Annotated in this window: 22 protein-coding genes and 1 pseudogene; 18 read left to right on the top strand and 5 right to left on the bottom strand. The window is 47.4% G+C overall.

The features are described 5' to 3' along the window. Nucleotides 1-53: 53 nt before the first annotated feature. Nucleotides 54-1,403 (bottom strand): citrate/malate transporter CimH, encoded by a 1,350-nt coding sequence (gene cimH / locus HC660_RS19705; RefSeq protein WP_168749110.1) that lies wholly within the window; start codon nt 1,401-1,403, stop codon nt 54-56. Nucleotides 1,404-1,957: 554 nt separating this feature from the next. On the opposite strand from cimH, the gene cydA reads away from it, so the two are divergent. The 5 genes from cydA to HC660_RS19680 all read left to right on the top strand — a co-directional run bounded on the left by cydA (nt 1,958) and on the right by HC660_RS19680 (nt 8,707). Then, nucleotides 1,958-3,364 carry a cytochrome ubiquinol oxidase subunit I gene (gene cydA / locus HC660_RS19700; RefSeq protein ID WP_168749108.1) on the top strand — a complete coding sequence of 469 codons (1,407 nt, stop codon included), beginning with the start codon at nt 1,958-1,960 and terminating at the stop codon, nt 3,362-3,364. Beyond that, nucleotides 3,348-4,364 carry a cytochrome d ubiquinol oxidase subunit II gene (gene cydB / locus HC660_RS19695; RefSeq protein ID WP_168749106.1) on the top strand — a complete coding sequence of 339 codons (1,017 nt, stop codon included), beginning with the start codon at nt 3,348-3,350 and terminating at the stop codon, nt 4,362-4,364. Before cydA ends, cydB begins: the two co-directional genes overlap by 17 nt. Continuing rightward, nucleotides 4,364-6,067, top strand: coding sequence for a thiol reductant ABC exporter subunit CydD (gene cydD, locus HC660_RS19690; RefSeq protein ID WP_168749104.1), 1,704 nt, complete (start codon nt 4,364-4,366; stop codon nt 6,065-6,067). Before cydB ends, cydD begins: the two co-directional genes overlap by 1 nt. After that, nucleotides 6,064-7,791 (top strand): thiol reductant ABC exporter subunit CydC, encoded by a 1,728-nt coding sequence (gene cydC, locus HC660_RS19685; RefSeq protein ID WP_168749102.1) that lies wholly within the window; start codon nt 6,064-6,066, stop codon nt 7,789-7,791. Before cydD ends, cydC begins: the two co-directional genes overlap by 4 nt. Before the next feature lie 85 nt (nt 7,792-7,876). Continuing rightward, nucleotides 7,877-8,707, top strand: a complete 831-nt coding sequence (locus HC660_RS19680; protein ID WP_168749101.1) for an NAD(P)H-hydrate dehydratase — start codon at nt 7,877-7,879, stop codon at nt 8,705-8,707. A 12-nt stretch (nt 8,708-8,719) separates the two neighbouring features. Here the strand turns inward: HC660_RS19680 and HC660_RS19675 are convergent, their stop codons facing one another. Then, nucleotides 8,720-10,093 (bottom strand): purine-cytosine permease family protein, encoded by a 1,374-nt coding sequence (locus HC660_RS19675; RefSeq protein ID WP_127696338.1) that lies wholly within the window; start codon nt 10,091-10,093, stop codon nt 8,720-8,722. 213 nt (nt 10,094-10,306) lie between these two features. On the opposite strand from HC660_RS19675, the gene sigY reads away from it, so the two are divergent. The 6 genes from sigY to HC660_RS19645 are packed head-to-tail and all read left to right on the top strand — an operon-like array spanning nt 10,307 to nt 13,211. Next, nucleotides 10,307-10,843 carry an RNA polymerase sigma factor SigY gene (sigY, locus tag HC660_RS19670; RefSeq protein ID WP_095712702.1) on the top strand — a complete coding sequence of 179 codons (537 nt, stop codon included), beginning with the start codon at nt 10,307-10,309 and terminating at the stop codon, nt 10,841-10,843. Beyond that, nucleotides 10,836-11,153 (top strand): YxlC family protein, encoded by a 318-nt coding sequence (locus tag HC660_RS19665; RefSeq protein WP_168749099.1) that lies wholly within the window; start codon nt 10,836-10,838, stop codon nt 11,151-11,153. Before sigY ends, HC660_RS19665 begins: the two co-directional genes overlap by 8 nt. Then, a complete protein-coding gene (gene yxlD / locus HC660_RS19660) occupies nt 11,153-11,356 on the top strand; it encodes a sigma Y negative regulator YxlD (protein ID WP_010332405.1) in 204 nt (67 codons plus the stop codon). The genes HC660_RS19665 and yxlD overlap by 1 nt, the downstream gene beginning before the upstream one ends. Continuing rightward, complete coding sequence (gene yxlE, locus HC660_RS19655; protein ID WP_024123344.1) at nt 11,356-11,544, top strand: sigma Y negative regulator YxlE; 189 nt, start codon at nt 11,356-11,358, stop codon at nt 11,542-11,544. The genes yxlD and yxlE overlap by 1 nt, the downstream gene beginning before the upstream one ends. A 6-nt stretch (nt 11,545-11,550) precedes the next feature. After that, nucleotides 11,551-12,438 carry an ABC transporter ATP-binding protein gene (locus HC660_RS19650; protein WP_168749097.1) on the top strand — a complete coding sequence of 296 codons (888 nt, stop codon included), beginning with the start codon at nt 11,551-11,553 and terminating at the stop codon, nt 12,436-12,438. Then, entirely contained in the window at nt 12,435-13,211 is a 777-nt protein-coding gene (locus tag HC660_RS19645) for an ABC transporter permease (protein ID WP_010332402.1), read from the top strand. Before HC660_RS19650 ends, HC660_RS19645 begins: the two co-directional genes overlap by 4 nt. Here the strand turns inward: HC660_RS19645 and HC660_RS19640 are convergent. Continuing rightward, nucleotides 13,208-14,409 (bottom strand): annotated as a pseudogene (locus tag HC660_RS19640) (MFS transporter). The gene HC660_RS19645 and the pseudogene HC660_RS19640 sit on opposite strands and share 4 nt — an antisense overlap. Before the next feature lie 98 nt (nt 14,410-14,507). Beyond that, nucleotides 14,508-16,151 (bottom strand): catalase KatX, encoded by a 1,644-nt coding sequence (katX, locus tag HC660_RS19635; protein ID WP_168749095.1) that lies wholly within the window; start codon nt 16,149-16,151, stop codon nt 14,508-14,510. A 127-nt stretch (nt 16,152-16,278) separates the two neighbouring features. Here katX and HC660_RS19630 point away from each other — a divergent pair, with 127 nt between their 5' ends. The 7 genes from HC660_RS19630 (at nt 16,279) to licH (ending at nt 22,634) form a co-directional block, all read left to right on the top strand. After that, on the top strand, nt 16,279-16,869 hold the full coding sequence (locus HC660_RS19630; protein WP_010332399.1) for a DNA-3-methyladenine glycosylase: 591 nt from the start codon (nt 16,279-16,281) through the stop codon (nt 16,867-16,869). A 71-nt stretch (nt 16,870-16,940) separates the two neighbouring features. Next, nucleotides 16,941-17,057, top strand: a complete 117-nt coding sequence (locus HC660_RS19625) for a small protein YxzF (protein ID WP_128568460.1) — start codon at nt 16,941-16,943, stop codon at nt 17,055-17,057. Between the two features lie 166 nt (nt 17,058-17,223). Next, nucleotides 17,224-19,143, top strand: coding sequence for a transcriptional regulator LicR (gene licR, locus HC660_RS19620; RefSeq protein WP_168749093.1), 1,920 nt, complete (start codon nt 17,224-17,226; stop codon nt 19,141-19,143). 133 nt (nt 19,144-19,276) lie between these two features. Continuing rightward, on the top strand, nt 19,277-19,585 hold the full coding sequence (gene licB / locus HC660_RS19615; RefSeq protein ID WP_010332396.1) for a PTS lichenan transporter subunit IIB: 309 nt from the start codon (nt 19,277-19,279) through the stop codon (nt 19,583-19,585). Between the two features lie 15 nt (nt 19,586-19,600). Then, entirely contained in the window at nt 19,601-20,959 is a 1,359-nt protein-coding gene (gene licC, locus HC660_RS19610; RefSeq protein ID WP_168749091.1) for a PTS lichenan transporter subunit IIC, read from the top strand. Between the two features lie 17 nt (nt 20,960-20,976). Next, nucleotides 20,977-21,309, top strand: coding sequence for a PTS lichenan transporter subunit IIA (gene licA / locus HC660_RS19605; protein WP_168749089.1), 333 nt, complete (start codon nt 20,977-20,979; stop codon nt 21,307-21,309). Then, nucleotides 21,306-22,634 (top strand): 6-phospho-beta-glucosidase LicH, encoded by a 1,329-nt coding sequence (licH, locus tag HC660_RS19600; RefSeq protein WP_168749087.1) that lies wholly within the window; start codon nt 21,306-21,308, stop codon nt 22,632-22,634. Before licA ends, licH begins: the two co-directional genes overlap by 4 nt. 30 nt (nt 22,635-22,664) lie before the next feature. On the opposite strand, the gene HC660_RS19595 is transcribed toward licH, so the two are convergent. Continuing rightward, a complete protein-coding gene (locus HC660_RS19595) occupies nt 22,665-23,756 on the bottom strand; it encodes a branched-chain amino acid aminotransferase (RefSeq protein ID WP_010332392.1) in 1,092 nt (363 codons plus the stop codon). Between the last annotated feature and the right edge of the window lie 61 nt (nt 23,757-23,817).

Genomic DNA, 23,817 nt, shown 5'->3' with positions numbered 1-23,817 from the left:
GAAATGCAAAAAAGCAAGCTCTTTCGTCATCCGAAGAACTTGCTTTCAGCCTATCAATAAAACTGGTGTAACAGCAATAACGTGAGGGACACTGTGATGGCCCCTCCAATTCTAGTGGACACCTGGGCAAAAGGCATCAGCTCAAGCCTTTCTGCAGCGCTTAATATCGCGACGTCACCGGTGCCTCCTTGCCCTGAATGGCACGCATTAATAATGGCTGTTTCGATCGGGTACATGTTCAGCCATTTTCCCGTGAAAAAGCCGACCGTCATCATTGTCACAACGACAGACAGAATCGTAATAATATTACTGAGATTAAAGGCGGCCACAAGCTTGTCCCACGGCGTCATGGACACGCCGATTGCAAAGAGCAGCGGATAGGTGACTGCCGTTGAAAAGAAGCGGGACACGCCAAACGCGCCGTTTTCAATTGAGGCAGGGACCAGTCTGAACAGCTTGATCAAAACAGCTAACAGCAGCATGGCAACAGGAGCAGGAAAACCGAAAAAGTCGTGGGCGAGCATACCGACCAAATATAAGGAGACGGCAAGGATTCCCCCGGACGCAAACAGAGAAAGGTTGAACATGTGCTGGCCGTTTTGCGATTCCTCCAGCGCAGGTGAATCTTCTGAACGGTCAACTTTACCGTTGCCGGTCCATTCCGGTTTTTTCTTGCCGATTCTGTTGAGCAGGCCCGCTAAAATGATTGCACATAGACTGCCGAGCATGATCGATGGAAGAACAAGTGCAAACGCTTCCCCTTGAGACATCGGCATGATATCCGAATAACCGATGGACAGAGGGATGGCGCCTTCTCCGACGCCGCCAGCCATAATAGGAATCACGACGTACAGAAGGGTGTGCTGAAATCCGAGGCCGAGCAATGTACCGACAGCCAGTCCCACAATGGCGGCCGCGACAGAACCGGCGATAAGCGGTATAAAAATTTTCATAAATGCTTTTACAAGTGTTTCTCTTTTCATGCCGAGGATGCTTCCGACAACAATTCCGGCAATAAACAAATAAAGAAAGTTTGAGTTTTCTGTAAATTCTGTGGTGGATTTGACAATATCATTTGGCAGCAGGTGATAGTAGACGACAGCAGATGGAATAAAAGTAGCAAGGATGGCCGGACCGCCGATAGAGCGCACAATCGGTATCGATTTTCCGATTTGGGCAAAGGTAAATCCGAAAAACGCCATGACGGCAATGGATGTCAAGATGTCGCTTTTTACATCGTGATGCAATACAAAAATAGTAATTAATATAAACAGCAGGACATAAACAGGAAGCGGTATAATGCCTACTTTTATATTCATAGCCTTCGCAAACCAATTCTCTTTTCGAACCCCTTCGTGAATTGTATCCGTTTGCATTTGCAATTGAGTTTGAAGCTCTCCCATTAAAAAACCTCCCCCTAATCTTGTTGCCAGTGAAATTGTTCACTATGTTAAGTATACTAAAAAATTGAAATTATTAATATATTAAAAATTTACTATTCAAACTTTTCTTTTTTAGGATTCAGATGAAAAGAGACGTTCTGACTAAATTCCGGATGTGCCGGAGTGCCGAGAACCCAGTGCTGATGCCGGTCAAGCATTTTATTCGCAAGGAGCGAAGTGTTGATGTACGATAATAAAGGGTCATTTATCCTAGCGACCGCCATCAATCAGCAACAAAATAGACAATAATCCGTCACATAGCGTAGGACTTTTTAGGTATATTGGGCTTTATTTTTGAAACAGATCGTTGTAAAGTACTTAATATGAACCATTCAGGGATCGTGCCATTCGTCAGTCTGGCAATCTTGAATCATATTTGACGACTTTTTGACGTATTTGTGAAATGTTGAGCATTATTTTTTTCGTCTATTTTGTGAAATGCTGATCAAAGTTTTGGTTCTGCTTGTGAAGTAGTGAACAATATAACATTTTCAATCGGAAATGGAGGATAAAGTATGAGTGAATTAGTATTAGCCCGCATTCAATTTGCATCAACAACGTTGTTTCATTTCTTGTTTGTGCCAATGTCAATCGGGCTTGTGTTTATGGTTGCATTGATGGAGACTCTTTATCTTGTGAAGAAAAATGAGCTGTACCTCAAAATGGCGAAGTTTTGGGGACACTTGTTCTTAATAAATTTCGCAGTCGGTGTTGTTACGGGGATTTTGCAAGAATTCCAGTTTGGACTGAACTGGTCTGATTATTCCCGTTTTGTCGGAGATGTATTTGGCGCGCCGCTTGCGATTGAAGCATTATTGGCGTTTTTCATGGAATCGATTTTTATCGGATTGTGGATTTTCGGCTGGGACCGCCTGCCTAAAAAAATTCACGCGCTCTGCATTTGGCTCGTGTCATTCGGAACGATTATGTCGTCCTTCTGGATTTTAACAGCGAACTCCTTTATGCAGGAGCCGGTCGGCTTTACGATCAAAAACGGACGCGCGGAAATGAATGACTTTGGCGCGCTGTTGACAAATCCGCAGCTATGGGTTGAATTCCCGCACGTCATTTTCGGTGCGCTTGCCACCGGGGCCTTCTTTATCGCGGGTGTCAGTGCTTTTAAACTATTAAAGAAAAAAGAAGTGCCATTCTTTAAACAATCTTTCAAACTCGCAATGATAGTGGGTCTTTGCGCAGGCCTTGGCGTTGGCCTGAGCGGCCACATGCAGGCTGAACACTTGATGGAATCACAGCCAATGAAAATGGCTGCCAGTGAAGGACTTTGGGAAGACAGCGGCGACCCTGCTGCTTGGACGGCCTTTGCCACAATTGATACGAAAAATGAAAAGAGCTCAAATGAAATCAAAGTTCCATACGCATTGAGCTACCTGGCTTATCAAAAATTCAGCGGCAGTGTCAAGGGAATGAAAACACTTCAGGCAGAGTACGAAAAAGTGTATGGAAAAGGTGACTATATTCCGCCTGTCAAAACGACATTCTGGAGCTTCCGTATTATGGTTGGAGCAGGTGTTGTCATGATACTTGCTGCGTTAGGCGGCCTTTGGCTGAATCGCCGTAAAAAGCTGGAAAACAGCAAATGGTATTTGCGCATCATGATCGCATTGATTTCCTTCCCGTTTATTGCGAACTCCGCGGGCTGGATTATGACAGAAATCGGGCGTCAGCCTTGGACGGTCATGGGTTTGATGACAACGGCTCAATCCGTGTCGCCTAACGTAACGGCGGGCTCCCTGTTATTCTCAATCATCGCATTCGGTGTGATGTATATGATTTTGGGCGCATTGCTCGTCTTCTTGTTCATCCGTGAAATTAAAAAAGGCGCGGAGCATGATGACCATCATGATGTTCCTGTATCAACAGATCCTTTTAGTCAGGAGGTATACCATGGCATCTCTTCATGATCTTTGGTTTATACTCGTTGCTGTATTGTTTATCGGTTTCTTCTTTTTGGAAGGCTTTGATTTCGGGGTCGGCATGGCGACCCGTTTTCTTGGCCATAATGAATTAGAGCGCAGAGTGCTGATCAACACGATCGGGCCGTTCTGGGACGCGAATGAAGTATGGCTTTTGACTGGTGCGGGTGCTATCTTCGCGGCGTTTCCAAACTGGTATGCAACGATGCTGAGCGGCTATTACATTCCGTTTGTCATTGTGCTGCTTGCGTTAATGGGCCGCGGAGTCGCGTTTGAATTCCGCGGCAAGGTTGATCATCTGAAATGGGTAAAGGTTTGGGACTGGGTGGTTTTCTTCGGCAGTCTGATTCCTCCGTTTGTGCTTGGTGTGTTATTTACGACATTATTCCGCGGTATGCCGATTGATGCCGATATGAACATTCACGCGCATTTCTCTGATTATATCAATGTATATTCTGTACTTGGCGGCGTGACCGTAACACTTCTCTGCTTCCTGCATGGATTAATGTTCATCACGCTGCGTACGATTGATGATTTGCAGCAGCGCGCCCGACAAATGGCGCAAAAGATAATGGGTATTGTTTTTGTGGCAGTGCTTGCTTTCGCGGCTCTTTCTGCTTATGAGACAGACATGTTTACACGCCGCGGCGAGATTACAATACCGCTTGTTGTTTTAATTGTCATCTGCTTTATGCTTGCAGCTTTATTCATCCGTAAGAGTAAAGACGGCTGGACATTTGCGATGACAGGCGCGGGTCTTGCTCTGACCATAGGAATGATTTTCATTTCGTTATTCCCTCGGGTGATGGTCAGCTCGATTCAAAGCGCGTTTGATTTAACAGTAGCTAACGCTTCTTCCGGTGATTATTCGCTTAAAGTCATGTCAATTGCAGCATTAACGCTATTGCCGTTTGTCATCGGCAGTCAGATCTGGAGCTATTATGTCTTCCGGAAGCGCGTCAGTCATAAGGAGCCTATGACTTATTAATGGGAAAAGACCTGTTTCGATATAAAGGAATGAAGCGGATTCTCACCGTGATTACTTGCTTAACGCTGATTCAGACAGCCGCTATTATCATGCAGGCAGAGTGGCTGAGTGAAGCTGTAACCGGACTGTTCAACGGGAAGAGCATTGCCTCCCTGTTTCCGGTGATCGGCTTTTTCCTCATCGCTTTTGTCGCGCGGCACGGGGTGACAGTGGCGCGTCAGAAACTCGTCTATCATTATGCCGCCCAGACGGGAGCTGATTTGAGAAAGAGCTTTCTCGATCAGCTGTTCCGTTTAGGCCCCCGCTTTGCAAAGAAAGAGGGGACGGGACAAATGGTGACGCTGGCGATGGAAGGCATCAGCCAGTTCCGCCGCTATCTTGAACTGTTTTTGCCGAAAATGGTCAGCATGGCGATTGTGCCTGCTGCGGTTGTCATCTACGTGTTTTTTCAGGATCGGACGTCGGCGATTATTTTAGTCGCGGCCCTGCCGATTCTGATTATATTTATGATTCTTCTTGGCCTTGTCGCACAGCGAAAAGCGGATCGCCAGTGGAAATCATATCAGACATTGTCCAACCATTTCGTTGATTCTCTTCGCGGATTGGAGACATTGCGTTTTTTAGGATTGAGCAAATCGCATAGCAAAAACATTTTCCACGTCAGTGAGCGGTATCGCAAAGCGACAATGAGTACACTGCGGGTGGCGTTTTTATCTTCATTTGCTCTCGACTTTTTCACGATGCTGTCTGTGGCGACAGTTGCTGTGTTTTTGGGACTGCGTTTGATTGACGGCGATATTTTGCTTGGCCCTGCATTAACGGCGCTTATCCTGGCACCTGAGTATTTTCTGCCAGTGAGGGAAGTGGGGAACGATTATCACGCAACACTAAACGGGCAGGAGGCAGGCAAAACCATTCAAGAGATTTTGTCGCAGCCTGGCTTTAAAGAAGAGGTGCCTCTTCAGCTTGGGATGTGGTCCGATCAAGATGAGCTGAAGCTGTCAGGCGTGTCAGTTGGCCGGTCGGTGTCTGATATTGATCTGTCATTCAAAGGCAAGAAAAAAATCGGCATTATCGGTGCAAGCGGTGCCGGAAAATCAACATTAATTGATATCCTCGGCGGGTTTTTGGAGCCGGATAGCGGTGTTATTAATGTGAACGGTTCAAGCCGTTCGCACCTGCAGGACGGGAACTGGCAGAAAAATCTTCTCTATATTCCGCAGCATCCTTATATTTTTGATGATACGCTGGCGAACAATATCCGCTTTTATCACCCAAGCGCTTCTGCTGAAGATACAGCCCGCGCTGCTGCCTCAGCGGGATTGACGGAGTTTGTAAACACTCTTCCTGAAGGATTAGAGGGACGGATCGGAGAAGGCGGCCGGGCGCTCAGCGGCGGTCAGGCTCAGCGTGTCGCGCTAGCCCGCGCCTTTTTGGGAAACCGGCCGATTCTGCTGCTGGATGAGCCGACCGCCCATCTGGATATCGAAACAGAATATGAAATAAAAGAAACGATGCTGGATTTATTTGATGATAAGCTTGTCTTTCTCGCGACACACCGCCTCCATTGGATGCTTGATATGGATGAAATGATCGTGCTGGACGGAGGCAGGGTTGCAGAAATCGGGACTCATGATGAATTGCTGGCGAAAAACGGTGTGTACACCAAACTCGTGAAGGCACAACTGGGGGAAAGAGCATGAAGAAAGAAGAATGGATTCTGCCGTATATCAAGCAAAATGCCCGTCTGTTTGTTCTTGTTGTCTTTTTGGGCACGGTGACGATTTTTTCCGCTGCTTTTCTCATGTTTACGTCAGGGTTTTTAATTTCAAAAGCGGCGACAAGACCGGAGAACATCCTGCTCATTTATGTCCCGATTGTCGCCGTTCGAACCTTTGGGATTGCCCGGTCTGTGTCACGCTATGTGGAGCGCCTGATCGGCCATCACATCATTTTGAAAATCGTGTCCGACATGCGCGTCCGCCTTTACAACATGCTTGAGCCGGGCGCTTTGATGCTGCGATCCCGTTTTCGCACGGGAGATATGCTCGGCATTTTATCTGAGGATATTGAGCATTTGCAGGATGCCTTCTTGAAAACCATTTTCCCTGCCATCTCAGCCTTGCTTTTGTATGCTGTTTCAGTGATTGCGCTTGGTTTTTTCTCCTGGCCGTTTGCCATTTTGCTGGCGGTGTATCTGTTTGTTCTGGTTGTGCTGTTTCCGGTCGTGTCTTTGCTTGTGACGCGGGCGAAGAATGCCAAGCTGAAAAGCGGGCGGAATGTGCTGTACAGCCGTCTCACAGATGCCGTGATGGGTGTCAGCGACTGGATGTTCAGCGGACGCCGGCATGCTTTTATTGATTCCTATGAAAAAGAAGAAAATACGTGGTTTGAGCTGGAACGAAAAAAACATCGTTTTACTAGATGGCGGGATTTCGCCGCGCAATGCCTTGTCGCCGGCCTCATTTTGCTGATGCTGTTTTGGACGGCGGGGCAGCATGCAAATGGCGAACTCGCCAGAACAATGATTGCAGCCTTTGTGCTTGTTGTGTTTCCGCTGACAGAAGCTTTTCTGCCGCTTTCTGATGCGTTGGGCGAAGTGCCGGGTTATCAGGATTCTATCAGAAGAATGAACAAGGTGGCTCCTCAGCCTGAGTCTTCACAAACAGAGTCTGCGGCTGACAGGCTTGATCTCAAAGATGTCACCTTGGCGTTTCGAGATGTGACGTTTTCTTATGACAACAGCAGCCAAGTACTGAACCATTTTTCCTTTACGCTGCGCCAAGGAGAAAAAATGGCGCTGCTCGGCCGGAGCGGATCAGGAAAATCAACGTCACTCGCATTAATTGAGGGCGCCATGAAACCTGACTCAGGCTCGGTAACGTTAAACGGAGTGGAAACGGCGTTTTTAAAGGACCAGATTGCTGATGCGGTGGCTGTGTTAAATCAAAAGCCTCACTTGTTTGATACAAGCATTTTGAATAACATCAGGCTTGGAAACGGGAAGGCGAGCGACGAGGATGTGCGCCGCGCCGCAAAGCAGGTGAAGCTGCATGATTACATTGAGTCGCTGCCTGACGGGTATCATACTTCAGTTCAGGAAACCGGAATCCGTTTTTCAGGAGGAGAGCGGCAGCGGATCGCGCTCGCCCGGATTTTGCTGCAGGATACGCCGATCATTATACTTGATGAGCCTACAGTAGGCTTAGACCCTATTACGGAACGCGAACTGATGGAAACCGTGTTTGAGGTGCTGAAAGGTAAAACGATTCTTTGGATTACGCATCACTTGGCGGGTGTGGAAGCAGCCGATAAAATCGTCTTTCTGGAAAACGGAAAAACAGAAATGGAAGGAACGCACGAGGAACTGCTGGCGACGAACGAACGATATCGCCGTCTTTATCACCTCGACGTTCCTGTAAAATAGAAGACAGCCTTTGGGGCTGTCTTTTTTGTTTGAAAAGGATGAAGTGCAGGAAAAATAAGAAGAGATAATAAGAGGAGGTATGGATATGAATGTTCCGATTTGGACGGAAGAGCATGTGAGGGCTGCGCTCCCTGAAAGAGATGCAGAGAGCCATAAAGGCACATACGGTACGGCTTTGCTGCTGGCGGGAAGCGATGATATGCCGGGCGCTGCGCTTTTGGCCGGGCTTGGTGCCATGCGGAGCGGTCTCGGCAAGCTTGTCATCGGCACGTCTGAAAGCGTGATCCCGCTGATCGTTCCGGTTCTGCCGGAGGCCACGTATTGGCGTGACGGCTGGGAAAAAGCGGCGGGCTTACGGCTTGAAGAGACGTACCGGGCGATTGCGATCGGTTCGGGGCTTCCGCAAACAGAGAGAGTGCAGCAGGCCGTTGATCATGTGCTTGAGATGGACTGCCCTGTTATTTTGGATGCCGGAGCGCTGACAAAGCGCACGTATCCGAAACGGGAGGCGCCCGTCATCCTCACGCCGCATCCAGGTGAGTTTTCCCGAATGACAGGGGTCCCGGTGAAAGACTTACAAAACAAAAGAGCGGAATATGCCAAGGAGTGGGCGGTTCAGCTGCAAACGGTGATCGTGTTAAAAGGAAATCAAACCATCATCGCGTTTCCCGATGGCGACTGCTGGAGCAATCCGACCGGAAATGGGGCACTCGCCAAAGGAGGAACCGGCGACACGCTGACGGGAATGATATTGGGCATGCTTTGCTGCCACAAAGACCCGAAACATGCCGTATTAAATGCCGTATACTTGCACGGTGCATGCGCCGAGCTTTGGACTGACGAACACTCTGCTCATACGCTGCTCGCCCACGAGCTCTCTGACATGTTGCCTCGTGTGTGGAAACGATTTGAATGAAAAAAGCTGTCTTCATAGGGAAGACAGCTTTTCTTGATAAGCCGCTCGTTTTTTCAGGCGCGGTTTCATGAGTACATAATATAGAACAGAAGGCACGGCTAAGCCGATAATCCATGCGATATCCCCGCCGCCAAACATTTTTGCCAATGGCCCGATGTAAAAGGATGTATTGATAAACGGAATTTCTAACAAGATGGATAGAATGAAAGCAATCGTTGTGATCCAATTGACTCTTCCATATGGCCCGTTGACATCAAACATCGCTTTGACCTCATAGTTCCCGTGGCGGACGAAGTAGTAATCCACTAAATTGATCGCCGTCCATGGAATTAAGAAATAACTGATAAAAAAGATGAAATTCAAAAACAGCTCCATAAAATTACTTTGCCCGAGAAGGCTTAGGACTGTTCCGACGATTGTGACGCCAAGAATCATGATGATTCTGATTTTCGGTGTGACTTTTAATTTCAGAAACGGCTCAAGCGTAGTCGTCGTGGACATAAAGGCTCCATACAAGTTAAAGACATTAATCGCCATCTGGCCAAATAAAACAATGATCAGCATAATGAACGAGAAGGGGCCGAACAATTGCACAATCTGGGTCCCTGAGTTTGTCGTAAAATCAGGAAGTGCTGTGGTCAGCAGCGCGCCGAGCAGCATCATCCAGATGGAGCTGACAGATGTTCCTGCGTAGCTGTACCAAAACGTTTTGGACGCCGGTGTTTTAATGGGCAGATATCTAGAATAATCGGCGACATAAGGCGCATAGGCAAGCTGCCAAGTCGCTACGGCGCTGACCGCCACCAAGAAAACGGGCAAGTCGACCGTTCCGGGCACCCAGCTGCCTGCCGGAATCGGTAATTGGAAAATGAGTATCGTTGCAGCAAAAAATACGGCAAAAGAGGTCCAAGAAAGGATTTTTTGCATTTTATGAATCAAATCATGACCGAAAATGGTGAGTAAAAAACATGCGGCGCTTAAGCCTATAATGCTCCATGATCCCGGGATGGGAACAAAGCTGCTTAAGGTCCCGGCCGCCAGAATCGTACTGCTTGCGAAGAAACCAAGGTAGATAAACATGACTAAGAAGAGGGGGAGAATCGCTCCGATTACGCCGAATTGGGCACGGCTTTGAATCATTTGCGGGATGCCGAGCTGAGGTCCTTGCGCGGAATGAGAAGCCATAAATATGGCACCAATTAAGGTTCCGCAAATAATAGCGGCAACACTCCAAAACAGATTAAGTCCCATTGCAACGGGAAGGGTACCGGTTACTAACGTGGTGATATGCATATTTGCCCCGAACCATACGGGAAATAAATCTTTCGCTTTACCATGTCTTTCTTCATTTGGAATATATTCAATCGTTCGCCTTTCTACTTTCAATGCATCGTCCTCCATATATAATGAAATTTTGATATAGACATAAAAACATAGCTTAACAGACTGTACTTCGCTTTACAAATTTTGATGCTCACAAAAACCAATGAGAAGCCAGTGAAGTCAATAGATCAAAAGAATTATAAAAAAAATTGAACGCTTTGGAATCCGGTGTCGTCTCATAAGGCAAGATAACATAAAAAGGGGGGATCGCGTGCATTGGATACAAATGAAGAACAGCAATTGATTCAGCAGGCGAAAGAGGGAAGCGACGAGGCGTTTACAGCCCTTTTTCAGCATTATTATTCTTTTCTATATAAATACTTGTTAAAGCTTTCCCTTCACCCTGACGTCAGCGAGGATCTGGTTCAGGAAACCTTTCTGAAAGGATACGTCCATCTGGGGAGTTTTCAAGGCCGATCCAAATTCTCCACTTGGCTGATTTCTATCGCGTCAAGACTCTACCTCGATCACCAGAAAAAGAGAAAGAGAGAATGGAAACGAAATCAGGCTGTTACAGAGGAAACGATACGCAAGATCAAGTGGGACGTGTCAACGAAAGGCTCTGAGTGGAGCGAGACGCTTGATCTCTTTTCTCAGCTTGACCCGAAGCTGCGCACGCCCGTTTTATTAAGGCACTATTACGGCTATACCTATGCTGATATCGGGATGATGCTGCATATCAAAGAAGGCACGGTAAAGTCCAGAGTCCATAAAGGGCTCCAGCAAATCAGAAAGGAGTGGACTGATGAATAAAGAAAAGGGATCTGTTCATTTAAAATCGGAATTGCAGAAAATTGACCAATGCGCCAACCCGAATATACCGAGTCAAAAAGAATTGCTTGATCAGCTGTCACAAATGAAAGCCGAACGAAGAAAAAGCGTGCTGAAAGAAGTTATCTTATTTGTGTTCTCTGCACTGATGGTGGTAAGCGCGGCGATTCTGGCATTTACTCAAGTTCCCGCTGCTTTTGTCGTGCTTCAGGTCTGTGCGCTGGCTGTCCTGCCGATTTTAATTGCGGCTGAGAAAAAACGATACCTTGGCGAACGTGAGGTGAAACACTGATGTCCCAAACAGAATTGACGATTTTTGTGTTTGCTTATCTGATTGTATTGGCACAGGGCATCTTTTTATTCATTGATGCGAAAAAACGGGATCGTCTGGCATGGGTGTGGGGAATTGTCGGACTGATTCAAGCGCCGATGCCTCTGATTTGCTATTACTTTTTTGTGATAAGGCCGGACCGAAAAAATAGGAGGATCAGCTAATGAATATTTCTTGGGAAATGATTGTACCGCTGATTGTATTACAGGCCGTGCTGGCAGTGTTTGCCCTGATCAGCTGTGTGAAAGAAGAGCGGACAAACGGGCCTAAATGGATGTGGGCAGCAGTGATTATATGCATCAATATTATTGGGCCGATTTTATTTTTTACCGTCGGCAGAAAGCAAAGGTGAGCGAGCATGCTATCTATTGAGTCATTATGCAAATCATATCGGCATCATCAAGCTGTACGGGATGTCAGTTTTCAAGTCAAGGAGAACGAGTGTGTCGCTCTATTAGGACCGAATGGGGCTGGTAAAACCACGACGCTTCAAATGCTGTCCGGACTGCTGTCACCCACCTCCGGGACGATCAAGCTGTACGGGGAGCAAAAGGCAGATCGCAGTATGATCGGCTATCTTCCGCAGTACCCGGCTTTTTATTCTTGGATGACGGCTAATGAATTTTTAACCTTTGCCGGGAGACTGTCTGGCCTTTCAAAGAAAAAAAGCCTTGAGAAAATAGGCGAAATGCTGGAGTTTGTCGGTTTGCAGGACGCGGCAAACAAAAGAATCGGCGGTTATTCTGGCGGCATGAAACAAAGGCTCGGCCTGGCTCAGGCTCTGCTTCATAAACCGAAGCTTTTGATTTTGGATGAACCGGTATCTGCACTGGATCCTTCTGGGCGTATTGAGGTGCTGGATATGATGCGGGAGCTGAAAAAACATATGGCTGTTTTGTTTTCTACTCACGTTTTGCACGATGCGGAGCAGGTGTGTGATCAAGTCGTGATCATGCAAAATGGTGAGATTTCATGGAAAGGCGCTTTACAGCAGCTTAAAGAACAGCATCAAACGAATGTTTTCACTCTTACTGTAAAAGAGAAACTGAAGGGCTGGCTTGAAGAGAGGCCTTATATATCAGATGTTGTCTATAAGAATCCGTCTCAAGCTGTTTTTGAGCTAAGCGATACAGGCTCTGGCAGGACATTGCTGAGCGATTGTATCCAAATGGGATTGACAATCACCTGTTTTGAACAGAAAACCGAGTCTCTCGAAGACGTCTATCTTAAGGTGGTGCACGCATGAATGTCATGATGACGCTATTACAAAAGGAATGGCTGGAAGGCTGGAGAAGCGGCAAGCTGATCTGGCTGCCCATCGCGATGATGATCGTGGGGCTGACGCAGCCGCTGACCATTTATTACATGCCGGAAATCATTGCGCATGGGGGGAGCCTGCCAGACGGTATGAAAATCAGTTTTACTATGCCTTCCGGATCTGAGGTGATGGTGAGCACGCTTTCCCAATTCAACACGCTTGGCATGGCGCTGATTATCTTCAGTGTCATGGGCAGTGTGGCGAATGAAAGAAATCAAGGTGTAACGGCGCTGATCATGTCACGGCCTGTGACGGCAGCCCAGTATATATTGAACAAATGGATCACCCAAAGCATGATCGGAATCGCCTCGTTTGCAGCTGGGTACGGACTTGCTTATTATTACGTCCGGATCTTGTTTGAACACGCATCATTCAGCCGCTTTGCAGCAAGCCTCGGCCTCTACTCTCTTTGGATGATGTTTATTGTTACTGCAGGGCTAGCCGGAAGCGTGATGTTTCGGTCTCTCGGAGCAGCCGCGGCAGCCGGAATTGGGCTGACTGCTGCCGTTTCCTTTGCTGTCTCGCTTTTTCCTGATGGTGCGAAATGGCTGCCGGCTGAGCTTTGCAAGCAGGCGGAGCATATTCTGCTTCATGGAGAGCGGGCGGACTTTTTCGGATGGTCGCTCACATTCTCCATTCTGTGCATCATGCTTCTGGCCATTTTTTCTGTGTGGCGCTTCCGGCAGTATGAAAGCTATTAACCGATCATTTTTCGCTTTGTGGCCAGCACCATCAACAAAGCGGAAAATGCCATCAATCCCGCTCCATAAAATACCTCTGCCAAACCGAAAACCTGTGCGATTCTTCCGGCGAGAAGGGGGCCGATAAAGATGCCCAGCGCATAAAACGATTGATAAAAACCCATGGCTGACATTTTTAAACGAGCTGAGCTGATATCGACGACCCGGCTTAACAATAGGGGAAACACAAAGCCAAGCGCCAGACCGATGAAAGCATGGGTCATGCAAACCGTGGACAATGAAGCTGAAAAAGGGACGAACATCAAACAGACTCCAATGACAGCAAAACAAATCAGCATGGTGCCATAGGCGATTCTTCCGGTAAAACGCAAAAACAAAAAGCTCAGGGTAGCCGCGGCATGAGGGAGAAAAAAGGCGCTCATCACCCAAAGCAGTTCAATGTCCCCCATTCCGAGCTGATTTGTATAAAGCGGCGTAAAACCAAACACCGTCATAAATAGCACGGCATGAGCTGTCATAGATAGAATCGTGAAAAGCTTCAGCTTTGGCAGCCGCAATGTTTCTTTGATGTATTGCGTTATACGGAGAGCCTTACGTTGCCCAGGAGAAACGGACGGATCTTTAATAAAGCAGCATATCACAAGGCCGATGCACGAGGCAGCCAGTGCCATCCAAAACGGAACCTGCCTGCCTAAATGCGCTGCTGCAAGCCCGCAGAACACAATGCTGACAAACTGAGGCATGACAGTAAAAAACTGCATAATGCCCATTGCTTTTGACGCACTGCCATCTTTGAAATAATGAGCGTATAGAATCGTTGCCATCACCCACATGGATGCTGTTAACCCCGCGAGAAGCCGGGCGGTCAGGACGAAGAAAAAAGAATCAAACGCAAGAAAAAGCACGCTGCTAGAATGGAACATCCAAAGCCGGCAATTAACAATGGCTTACGCAGAGAAAAAAGAATTTCTGACAGAACCCCAAGCGGGAACCGCAGCAGGATTTGGGTCACCCCGTAGCTTCCGAGAATCATGCCGATCGCTCCGTATGAAAAGTGCAGATCCTCCAAATACAGGCTGAAAACAGGGACGTAAATATAGCCCGAAAACCAAAAACAAAATACCATGCATAAGAAAACGGCGTGATCTAAAGTGCCGATTGTTTTTTGCTGAGGAATCAGCGGCTGCTGAATGTCCATGCTCTCACCACCTCTTTCCTTCCAGTACAACACAATTTGTGGAAACGTTTCAATAGAGAAATGAAAAACAGGACGTCAAAAAAGTCCTGTTCTTGGTGTTAATACGGATCAGACGGATGGCTTTCCTGTTCGGCCTGCTCGACGGCTTGAGCCGTTTCTGTCGTGCCAACCGGTCCGTTGCTGTTATTTTCTGAAGCCTTTTTCAGCCCTTCCGCCACGCGTTTTCCGTAGTCCGGATCGGCTTTTGTGAAATTCTCAATCATTTGCTCCTGAATTTCTTTTCTGCAAGTTGAAAGCGTATTGACCAGATTTGTGATGAGTTCAGTACGCTCAAACTCAGTAAATTTCCGGTACGTTTCACCGGCTTGTCCGAAATTGTTCGTTCTGTCAATCGCTTCCCGCTTCAGGTCGCCTTCGACATGCGGGGTATGGTCTTTTGCCTGCTGGTTTGCTTCCTTTAGTCCGCCCATAATAGACGGTTCATAGTTGACGTGCGGATTTTGACCTTCGCCGATATCCACGCGGTATTGCATTTGACCCCCCTGCTGGTTGGTCGCGACGTGTTTTTTCGGTGAGTTGATTGGCAGCTGCAGGTAGTTTGCGCCAACTCTGTACCGCTGCGTATCGGAATAGGCAAACGTCCGGCCTTGAAGCAATTTGTCATCAGAAAAATCAAGTCCGTCGACAAGGACCCCTGTACCGAATGAAGCCTGTTCTACTTCAGAATGGTAATTCTCAGGGTTTTTGTTTAACACTAATTTGCCGATCGGCTTCCACGGGAAATCATCCTTATACCACAGCTTAGTCGGATCAAGCGGATCAAAGTCGAGCTCCGGATGCTCGTCATCACTCATGATTTGGGCATAAACCTCCCACTCCGGATAATCGCCGTTTTCAATCGCTTCATACAAATCCTGTGTCGCGTGGTTGAAGTTTTTCCCCTGAATCTCTTCCGCTTCCTTCTGTGTCAGGTTGCGGATGCCCTGTTTCGGTTCAAAATGGTATTTTACAAGAACGGCCTTGCCTTCCTCATTCACCCATTTGTAGGCGTGAACGCCTGAACCCTGCATTTGCCGGTAGTTGGCAGGAATGCCCCAAGGTGAAAACAAGAATGTGATCATATGTGTCGCTTCAGGAGATTGAGAAATGAAGTCGAAAATACGTTCACCATCTTGGATATTGGTCACCGGGTCAGGCTGAAACGCGTGTACAAGGTCCGGGAACTTCAGCGGATCTCGAATAAAAAAGATTTTTAGGTTGTTCCCGACCAAATCCCAGTTTCCGTCTTCGGTATAAAGCTTAACGGCAAAACCGCGGGGGTCCCGTAAGGTTTCAGGTGAATGTTTTCCGTGATTGACCGTAGAAAAACGGACAAATGCCGGCGTTTTCTTGCCTTTTTCCTGGAAGAGCTTCGCTCGCGTGTACTTTGAAATCGGCTCGTCTCCAAAACTTCCGTAGGCTTCAAAATAACCGTGTGCGCCCGCGCCCCTGGCATGCACAACACGTTCAGGGATGCGTTCCCGGTCAAAGTGGCTGATCTTTTCAAGAAAATCGTAATTCTCCAGCGTTGTTGGTCCTCTGTTCCCGACCGTTCTCACATTCTGGTTGTCAGTGACGGGATGCCCCTGTCTGTTCGTTAAGGTATCCTCTGACTCGTTTTTCCCGGATGTCTTATGAGAAAGCGCATCCTCACTGCCTTCGACATTTGTGCCGTGATACTCTTTTTGATGATCATCTTTCATTGATTGATCCTCCTTTTTGAACAGTAACAATATTCCCTTGATGGAAGAATTTTAAAACTGAAGTTTTTTTTTAGCTGCTTCGGGAATGGTACAATTACCAAAACGAAAAAAGGAGAGTACGACATCCGTGACCAGAAAAAGAAATCCGCTGCCCATCACGTTTTATCAAAAAACGGCCCTAGAACTGGCTCCCTCTCTTCTCGGCTGTCTTTTGGTAAAAGAAACGGATGAAGGGACAGCTTCAGGTTATATCGTGGAAACAGAGGCCTATATGGGAGCCGGGGACAGAGCAGCCCACAGCTTTAACAACCGCCGGACGAAACGGACTGAGATTATGTTTGCTGAAGCTGGCCGTGTGTATACGTATGTGATGCACACCCATACATTGCTGAACGTCGTTGCCGCCGAAGAGGATGTTCCGCAAGCGGTATTAATCAGGGCAATTGAGCCTCAGGAAGGCCAGCTGTTAATGGAGGAAAGAAGGCCAGGCCGGCGTCCGAGGGAATGGACAAATGGTCCCGGAAAGTTGACGAAAGCGCTTGGCGTCACGATGAATGACTACGGACGCTGGATCACGGAACAGCCGCTTTACATTGAAAGTGGGTACACACCGGAAGAAATATCAACCGGTCCGCGGATCGGCATTGACAACAGCGGAGAGGCGCGCGATTATCCGTGGCGTTTCTGGGTGACGGGAAACAGGTACGTATCGCGTTAGCATGTTTAAGCAAAGGGGAATCTGGGGAATAGTTGAGAAAAAAAGAAGGGAGAATCGGAGTCTTGAAAAAAATGGTCAAAACCGTTATCAAATGGGCGCCGGTCATTTACCCGATTGTTCGAAAAATCATGAAGGACCGCAAGGCGTCTAAACAAAAGAACATGTCCGCATCCCGAACAGCCGGCTAATTCCGGCTGTTTTTTTATGGGTCTGTTTTCCCTCTTGTCCTCCCGATGTTCATTGACTTGCATTTCTCCCCATTATAGAATTTATATACATTTCGCTTTCCCTTCACCACATCCTTTCTGCCTACTTATGTAATTCCTGCATCTATCATGATAGGAGGTTTTTCTCATGCTGCATGGGCGACTTCGTGAAATTCTGCGCTTATTGATGGCGGCAGAAGCTCCGGTGACAAGCTCGGTATTTGCCGCACATTTACATGTGACGACGCGGACGGTCCGCAATGATATAAAGGAACTCCAAGATGTAATAAGCGCCCATGGCGCTTTGGTTCAATCGGTAAGAGGCTCGGGATACAGGCTGCGCATTCATGACGACCAGACCTTTAGAATGCTGCTGCAAGACGAGTTTCATCAGAAAAAGGGACTGCCGGTAATTCCCGAGGAGAGGATTACATATCTCATGAAACGGCTGCTGCTGGCGGATCATTATCTCAAGCTGGATGAGCTGGCTGAAGAACTATTTATCTCAAAATCTACACTTCAAACCGATTTAAAGGAAGTGAAGAAACGGCTGCTCCCTTACCGCATTGTCATGGAAACACGCCCGAATTACGGCTTCAAGCTGCGCGGAGATGAGGTGCAGATGAGGTATTGTATGGCGGAGTACATTGTCGATGAAAGAGAAACAGAGATCGATTTACTGAATGAAAAGGCTGATATATTGCCGAAGGAACAAATCGATATCATCCATTCTATTATTATGAAAAAGGTCAAAAACGACCGGATTCCTCTGTCTAACCTTGGATTGAATAACCTCATCATTCATATCGCCATCGCCTGTAAGCGGATCAGAACGGAACACTATGTGTCTCTTTTCCCGGAAGATATGGAACACATTCTGCATCAAAAAGAATACCAAACTGCAGAAGCCATTGTGAAAGAACTGGAATCAGCCCTTGACGTCACGTTTCCGGAAAAAGAAACAGCTTATATCGCCATGCATCTCCTCGGCACGAAACGAATGACACAGCCGCAGTGCGGGGACGGCGAATTTTCAATTGATGAAGAAACAGATCGGCTGACTGCCGCCATGATCGAAGCGGTCGATCGAGAATTAAAGCTCGGCATCCTGCATGATCAAGAGCTGAAAATCGGCTTGGCACTGCATGTAAAACCCGCGGTCACCCGCAACCGGTATGGTATGAATCTAAGAAATCCGATGCTGGCAGCGATCAAAGAAAATTATCCTCTCGCCTTTGAGGCCGGAATCATCGCCGGAATCGTCATAAAAGAGAAAACGGGCATTGATATCCATGAAAATGAAGTCGGTTATTTAGCTCTGCACTTCGGCGCCGCAATTGAACGGAAGAAAACAGAAAGCCCGCCGAAGCGCTGCATCATCGTTTGTGCATCAGGTGCGGGAAGCGCCCAGCTTCTGAGGGAAAAACTTCGCTCCCATTTCGGCAAACGGATTGATATTCTCGGCACGGCTGAATATTACAGTCTTGACCAGATGTCTTACGAATCGATTGATTTTGTCGTCAGCACCATTCCGATCAAAAAAGAACTCCCTGTGCCTGTACTGAAGGTAAACACCATCTTAGGCGGAACCGATTTTACAAAAATAGAATCCATCCTCAATGATGAGAAAGAAAAAGCGATCAGCTATCTCAAAGAAGATCTCGTTTTTTTCCAGAAGGATCTGCGTTCAAAAGAAGAAGTGATTCAATTTTTAGGTCAGAAAGCAGTGGAAGGCGGCTATGCGAATAAGGAAATCATAGATTCTATATTTGAAAGAGAAGAGATGTCGCCAACGTGCTTCGGCAACCTCGTGGCCATTCCGCACCCGCTCGTCCCGCAGACGCAAACGACATTTTGGGCCGTCTGCACGCTCAAAAAACCGATAGACTGGGAGAATAAACGGGTTCAATTTGTCTGCCTGCTTTGTGTCGAAAAGGAAAACAAGGCGGATTTGCAAAGCATGTATAAACTGCTCGGCAGCATTTTGGATGACCCGGCCGCGGTAAGCCAGCTGTTAAAAAGCCGCACATACCAAGAGCTCTCCGATGTGTTTGATAAAAAACGATAAACTGACAGCCTGGATATACCTTTTTTCCGTTTCCTGCGGAAAAACCTTGAGTGTATATGAAAGCGATTTCATAATATGATGTTATCAACAGCAGGACATACAAATTCTATCAAACTCTTAGGGGGTCTCTTACATGAATATATTACTCGTTTGTGCAGCAGGCATGTCAACAAGCTTACTCGTCAGCAAGATGGAAAAAAGCGCGCAGGAACAAGGAAAAGACTATACCATTTGGGCAGTATCAGGTGATTCTGTACAAAATCATATCGATAAAGCGGATGTATTGCTCCTCGGCCCGCAAGTCCGTTACTTGCTTCCTCAGCTGAAAAAACTAGGTGAATCAAAGGGTGTTCCGGTAGACGTCATTAACACAGTCCATTATGGGACGTGCAACGGAGCGGAAGTGCTGAAATCGGCTGAACAGCTTGGAAACGCGTCATAGAGAGGGGCGGGCTATGTGAATAAAGTCAATCAGTTGTTAGAAGAGAAGGTCATGCCTATAGCAGGAAGAATTGCGGGACAGCGTCATTTGCAGGCGCTCCGTGACGGTATCATTTTAACAATGCCGCTTATTATCATCGGGTCCTTTTTCCTCATCATCGGCAACCTCCCGATTCCCGGATATGCCGATTTTATGGCAAAAACGTTTGGAAGCGCTTGGTCAGAGAAGCTCGCTTACCCGGTTGACGCCACCTTTGAAATTATGGGGCTTGTCGCCGCATTCGGCATCGCCTACAGGCTGGCAGAGAAATACGGGGTTGATGCCTTGTCGGCAGGTGCCATTTCTCTTGCGGCTTTCCTCTTAGCGACACCGTATCAAGTGCCGTTTACACCGGATGGCTCGACAAAAGAGATGATGGTCAGCGGCGGTATTCCGCTATCGCTGATGGGAAGTAAAGGCCTGTTTGTCGCCATGATTATCGCAATGGTGTCAACAGAGATTTACCGTCTCATTATTCAACGCAATATGGTTTTTAAAATGCCGGATGGCGTTCCGCCAGCGGTCAGCAAGTCATTTGTCGCTTTAATCCCCGGCTTTGCCGTCATCTTCCTGATTTGGGGAGCCCGACTGATTGTGGAAGCGACGCCTTTTGAAAGCCTTCATAATGTTGTAAGCGTTTTACTGGGGACGCCGCTCTCCATCCTTGGCGGAAGCCTCGGGGGAAGCCTTATCGCAGAAGCTGTCAAAATGCTTTTATGGGCCTGCGGTCTTCATGGCGCCAACATTGTCGGCGGCGTCATGGCACCGATTTGGTACGGCGCCATGGATGCCAACCGGATCGCCTTCCAAGCCGGTGAGGAACTGCCTAAGATTTTCACCCAGCAATTTTTCGATATCTGGATCAATATCGGCGGAAGCGGTGCCACTCTTGCACTGGTTGTCACGATGTTCCTTCGCGCCCGAAGCAAACAAATGAAGCAGCTCGGAAAGCTTGCGATCGGCCCGGCGGTCTTCAATATTAACGAACCGATCATTTTTGGAATGCCGATCGTCATGAACCCGATGCTCTTAATTCCGTTTATCGTCACGCCGCTCATCACACTGACACTCACATACATCGGAATGAGCACCGGACTTGTCGCCAAACCGGCGGGTATCGCAGTCCCTTGGACCATGCCGCCGATCTTTTCAGGCTATTTGGCGACAGGAGGCAAAATATCGGGCGCGGTCATGCAAGCCATTAATATCACCGTTTCCTTTGTTGTCTACTACCCGTTCTTCAGAATGTGGGATAAACAGAAGCTGAAAGAAGAAAACGAATTAGAGCTCGTTCAAACGCCTGCTGTTTCAGGCGACAAAGAGGCAGCTTTGTAAAGAAAGGAGTGAATCGCGTGAATGAGAAAATGGAGCAAATTATTTTTCAAATCATACTTCACGGAGGAAACGGAAGGAGCTCCGCAATGGAAGCGATCGCCGCCGCGAAAAACGGCGACAGCGAAGAGGCGCGGAATAAGCTTCAAGACGCTGCGGATGAATTGTCAAAAGCCCATCATTATCAGACAGAACTGATCCAAAGTGAAGCAGGCGGAGAAAAAACAGAAATGACACTGCTGATGGTCCACGCGCAGGATCATTTAATGAATGCCATGACAGTCAAGGATTTGGCGGCTGAATTCATTGAGCTATATGAAAAAATCACCGTGCAAGGGGGAGCAAGCATATGACAAAAGGATTGAAAATTGTAACGATTGGCGGAGGTTCAAGCTACACACCGGAGCTCGTGGAAGGTTTAATCAAACGGTACGAAGAGCTGCCCGTACGTGAATTATGGCTCGTTGATATTCCTGAAGGCGAGGAAAAGCTGAACATTGTCGGCACGCTCGCCAAGCGGATGGTTGAAAAAGCTGGTGTCCCGATTGACATTCACCTCACTTTGGACAGAAGGGAAGCGCTGAAAGATGCAGACTTTGTGACGACTCAATTTCGGGTCGGATTGCTGCAAGCGAGAGCCAAGGATGAGCGCATTCCATTAAAATACGGCGTCATCGGCCAGGAAACAAACGGCCCGGGAGGACTCTTTAAAGGATTGCGCACCATCCCGGTCATCTTAGAGATTGCCAAGGACATCGAGGAGCTTTGTCCGAATGCATGGCTCGTTAATTTTACAAACCCTGCAGGTATGGTGACGGAGGCCTTGCTTCGCTACTCCAACCTGAAGAAAGTTGTCGGTCTCTGCAATGTTCCAATCGGCATGAAAATGGGCGTAGCGAAAGCGCTCGATGTAGAGGTTGACCGGGTAGAGGTTCAATTTGCCGGATTGAATCATATGGTGTTCGGAATGGACGTCTTCTTAGACGGCGTCAGCGTCAAGGATCAAGTCATTGAAGCGATGGGTGATCCGGAAAACGCGATGACAATGAAAAACATCTCCGGCGCTGAGTGGGAGCCAGAATTCTTAAAGGCACTCAACATGATCCCTTGCGGCTACCACCGCTACTATTTCAAAACAAAAGAAATGTTCGAGCATGAGCTTGAAGCATCACAAACGGAAGGCACCCGTGCTGAAGTGGTGCAAAAGGTAGAGCAAGAGCTGTTCGAGCTTTATAAAGATCCAAATTTGGCGATCAAGCCGCCGCAGCTTGAGAAACGCGGAGGGGCATACTACAGTGACGCAGCGTGTAATCTCATCAGCTCCATTTACAATGATAAACACGACATTCAGCCGGTGAACACGATCAATAATGGTGCGATTGCAAGCATTCCAGATGATTCCGCTGTTGAAGTGAACTGCGTGATGACGAAAAATGGCCCTAAGCCAATCGCCGTAGGCGACCTGCCAGTATCTGTCCGCGGCCTTGTCCAGCAAATCAAATCATTTGAGCGTGTTGCGGCAGAAGCGGCTGTCACAGGCGACTACGAAACAGCGTTGCTCGCCATGACGATTAACCCTCTCGTACCATCCGACACAGTGGCCAAACAGATCTTAGATGAAATGCTGGAGGCGCACAAAACACATCTGCCGCAGTTCTTTAACAAAATTGAAGCATAAAAAAACGGCCCGTTTCGGGCCGTTTTTTGTTTATTTGCTTTCAGTGAGCGCTGCGACTTCAGTCGTCCATCCAAATTCATCAGGAACTGTACCCTTCTGAATGCCTGTAATCGTGTCATACAGCTTTTTGGAGATTTCTCCTGTTTCTCCGTTATTGATCATCAGTGTTTCGTCATTCCAGATCAGCTCGCCGACTGGAGAAATAACAGCCGCTGTACCCGTTCCGAAGGCTTCTTCAAGAACACCGTCTTTATGGGCTTGGATGACTTCATCAATGGCGATTCTTCGTTCTGATACCGGAAGCCCCCAATGCTTAAGCAAGGTAATGACGGAATTGCGCGTGATGCCTTCCAGAATGCTGCCGTTCAGCATCGGTGTCACAATTTCACCGTTGATTTTAAAGAAAATGTTCATGCTGCCGACTTCTTCGATGTATTTTTTCTCAATGCCGTCCAGCCAGAGAACCTGAGAAAATCCTTTCTCTTCTGCTACCTGCTGCGCTTTTAAGCTTGACGCGTAGTTTCCTGCGGTTTTCGCATCTCCCGTTCCGCCTTTCACCGCACGGACAAATTCACTTTCCACAGCAATTTTGACAGGCTTAATGCCTTCTTTGTAATATGAGCCGACCGGAGAAAGGATGATAAGAAGCTTATACGTATGAGATGCCGCGACACCAAGGAAAGGTTCGGTTGCGATAATGAATGGACGGATGTAAAGGGACGTGCCCTCCGCATTCGGAATCCAGTCTTTATCAATAGCGATCAGCTGTTTTAAACCTTCTAGAACCTGTTCTTCATCAATTTGCGGAATACAGATGCGGTCATTTGATTTATTCAGGCGCTCCATGTTCTTTTCCGGTCTGAAAAGCAGAACATGGTCATCCTCTGTGACATAAGCCTTCAAGCCCTCAAACACCGTTTGGCCATAGTGATAAACCATTGCGGCCGGGTCCATTGAAACGGGTTGATAAGGAATGATTCTCGGATCGTACCAGCCTTTATCAGATGCATAGTCCATTACAAACATGTGGTCTGTAAACACTCTTCCGAAAGAAAGCTGATTTGGATCTGGTTTTGGTTTTTTTGCTGATGTTAATTCAACTCGAATCGTTTGTTTAGTCATGGTCAATCTCCCTGTTGTTAAATTGTTTATATTATCAAACTTATTTGAAAATATTTTATAT

This window comes from Bacillus mojavensis, from assembly GCF_012648005.1.
In the GTDB taxonomy this organism is placed as follows: domain Bacteria; phylum Bacillota; class Bacilli; order Bacillales; family Bacillaceae; genus Bacillus; species Bacillus mojavensis.
Note: the sequence above shows the minus strand (reverse complement) of the source record. Positions and strands in the feature narration are given on the sequence as shown.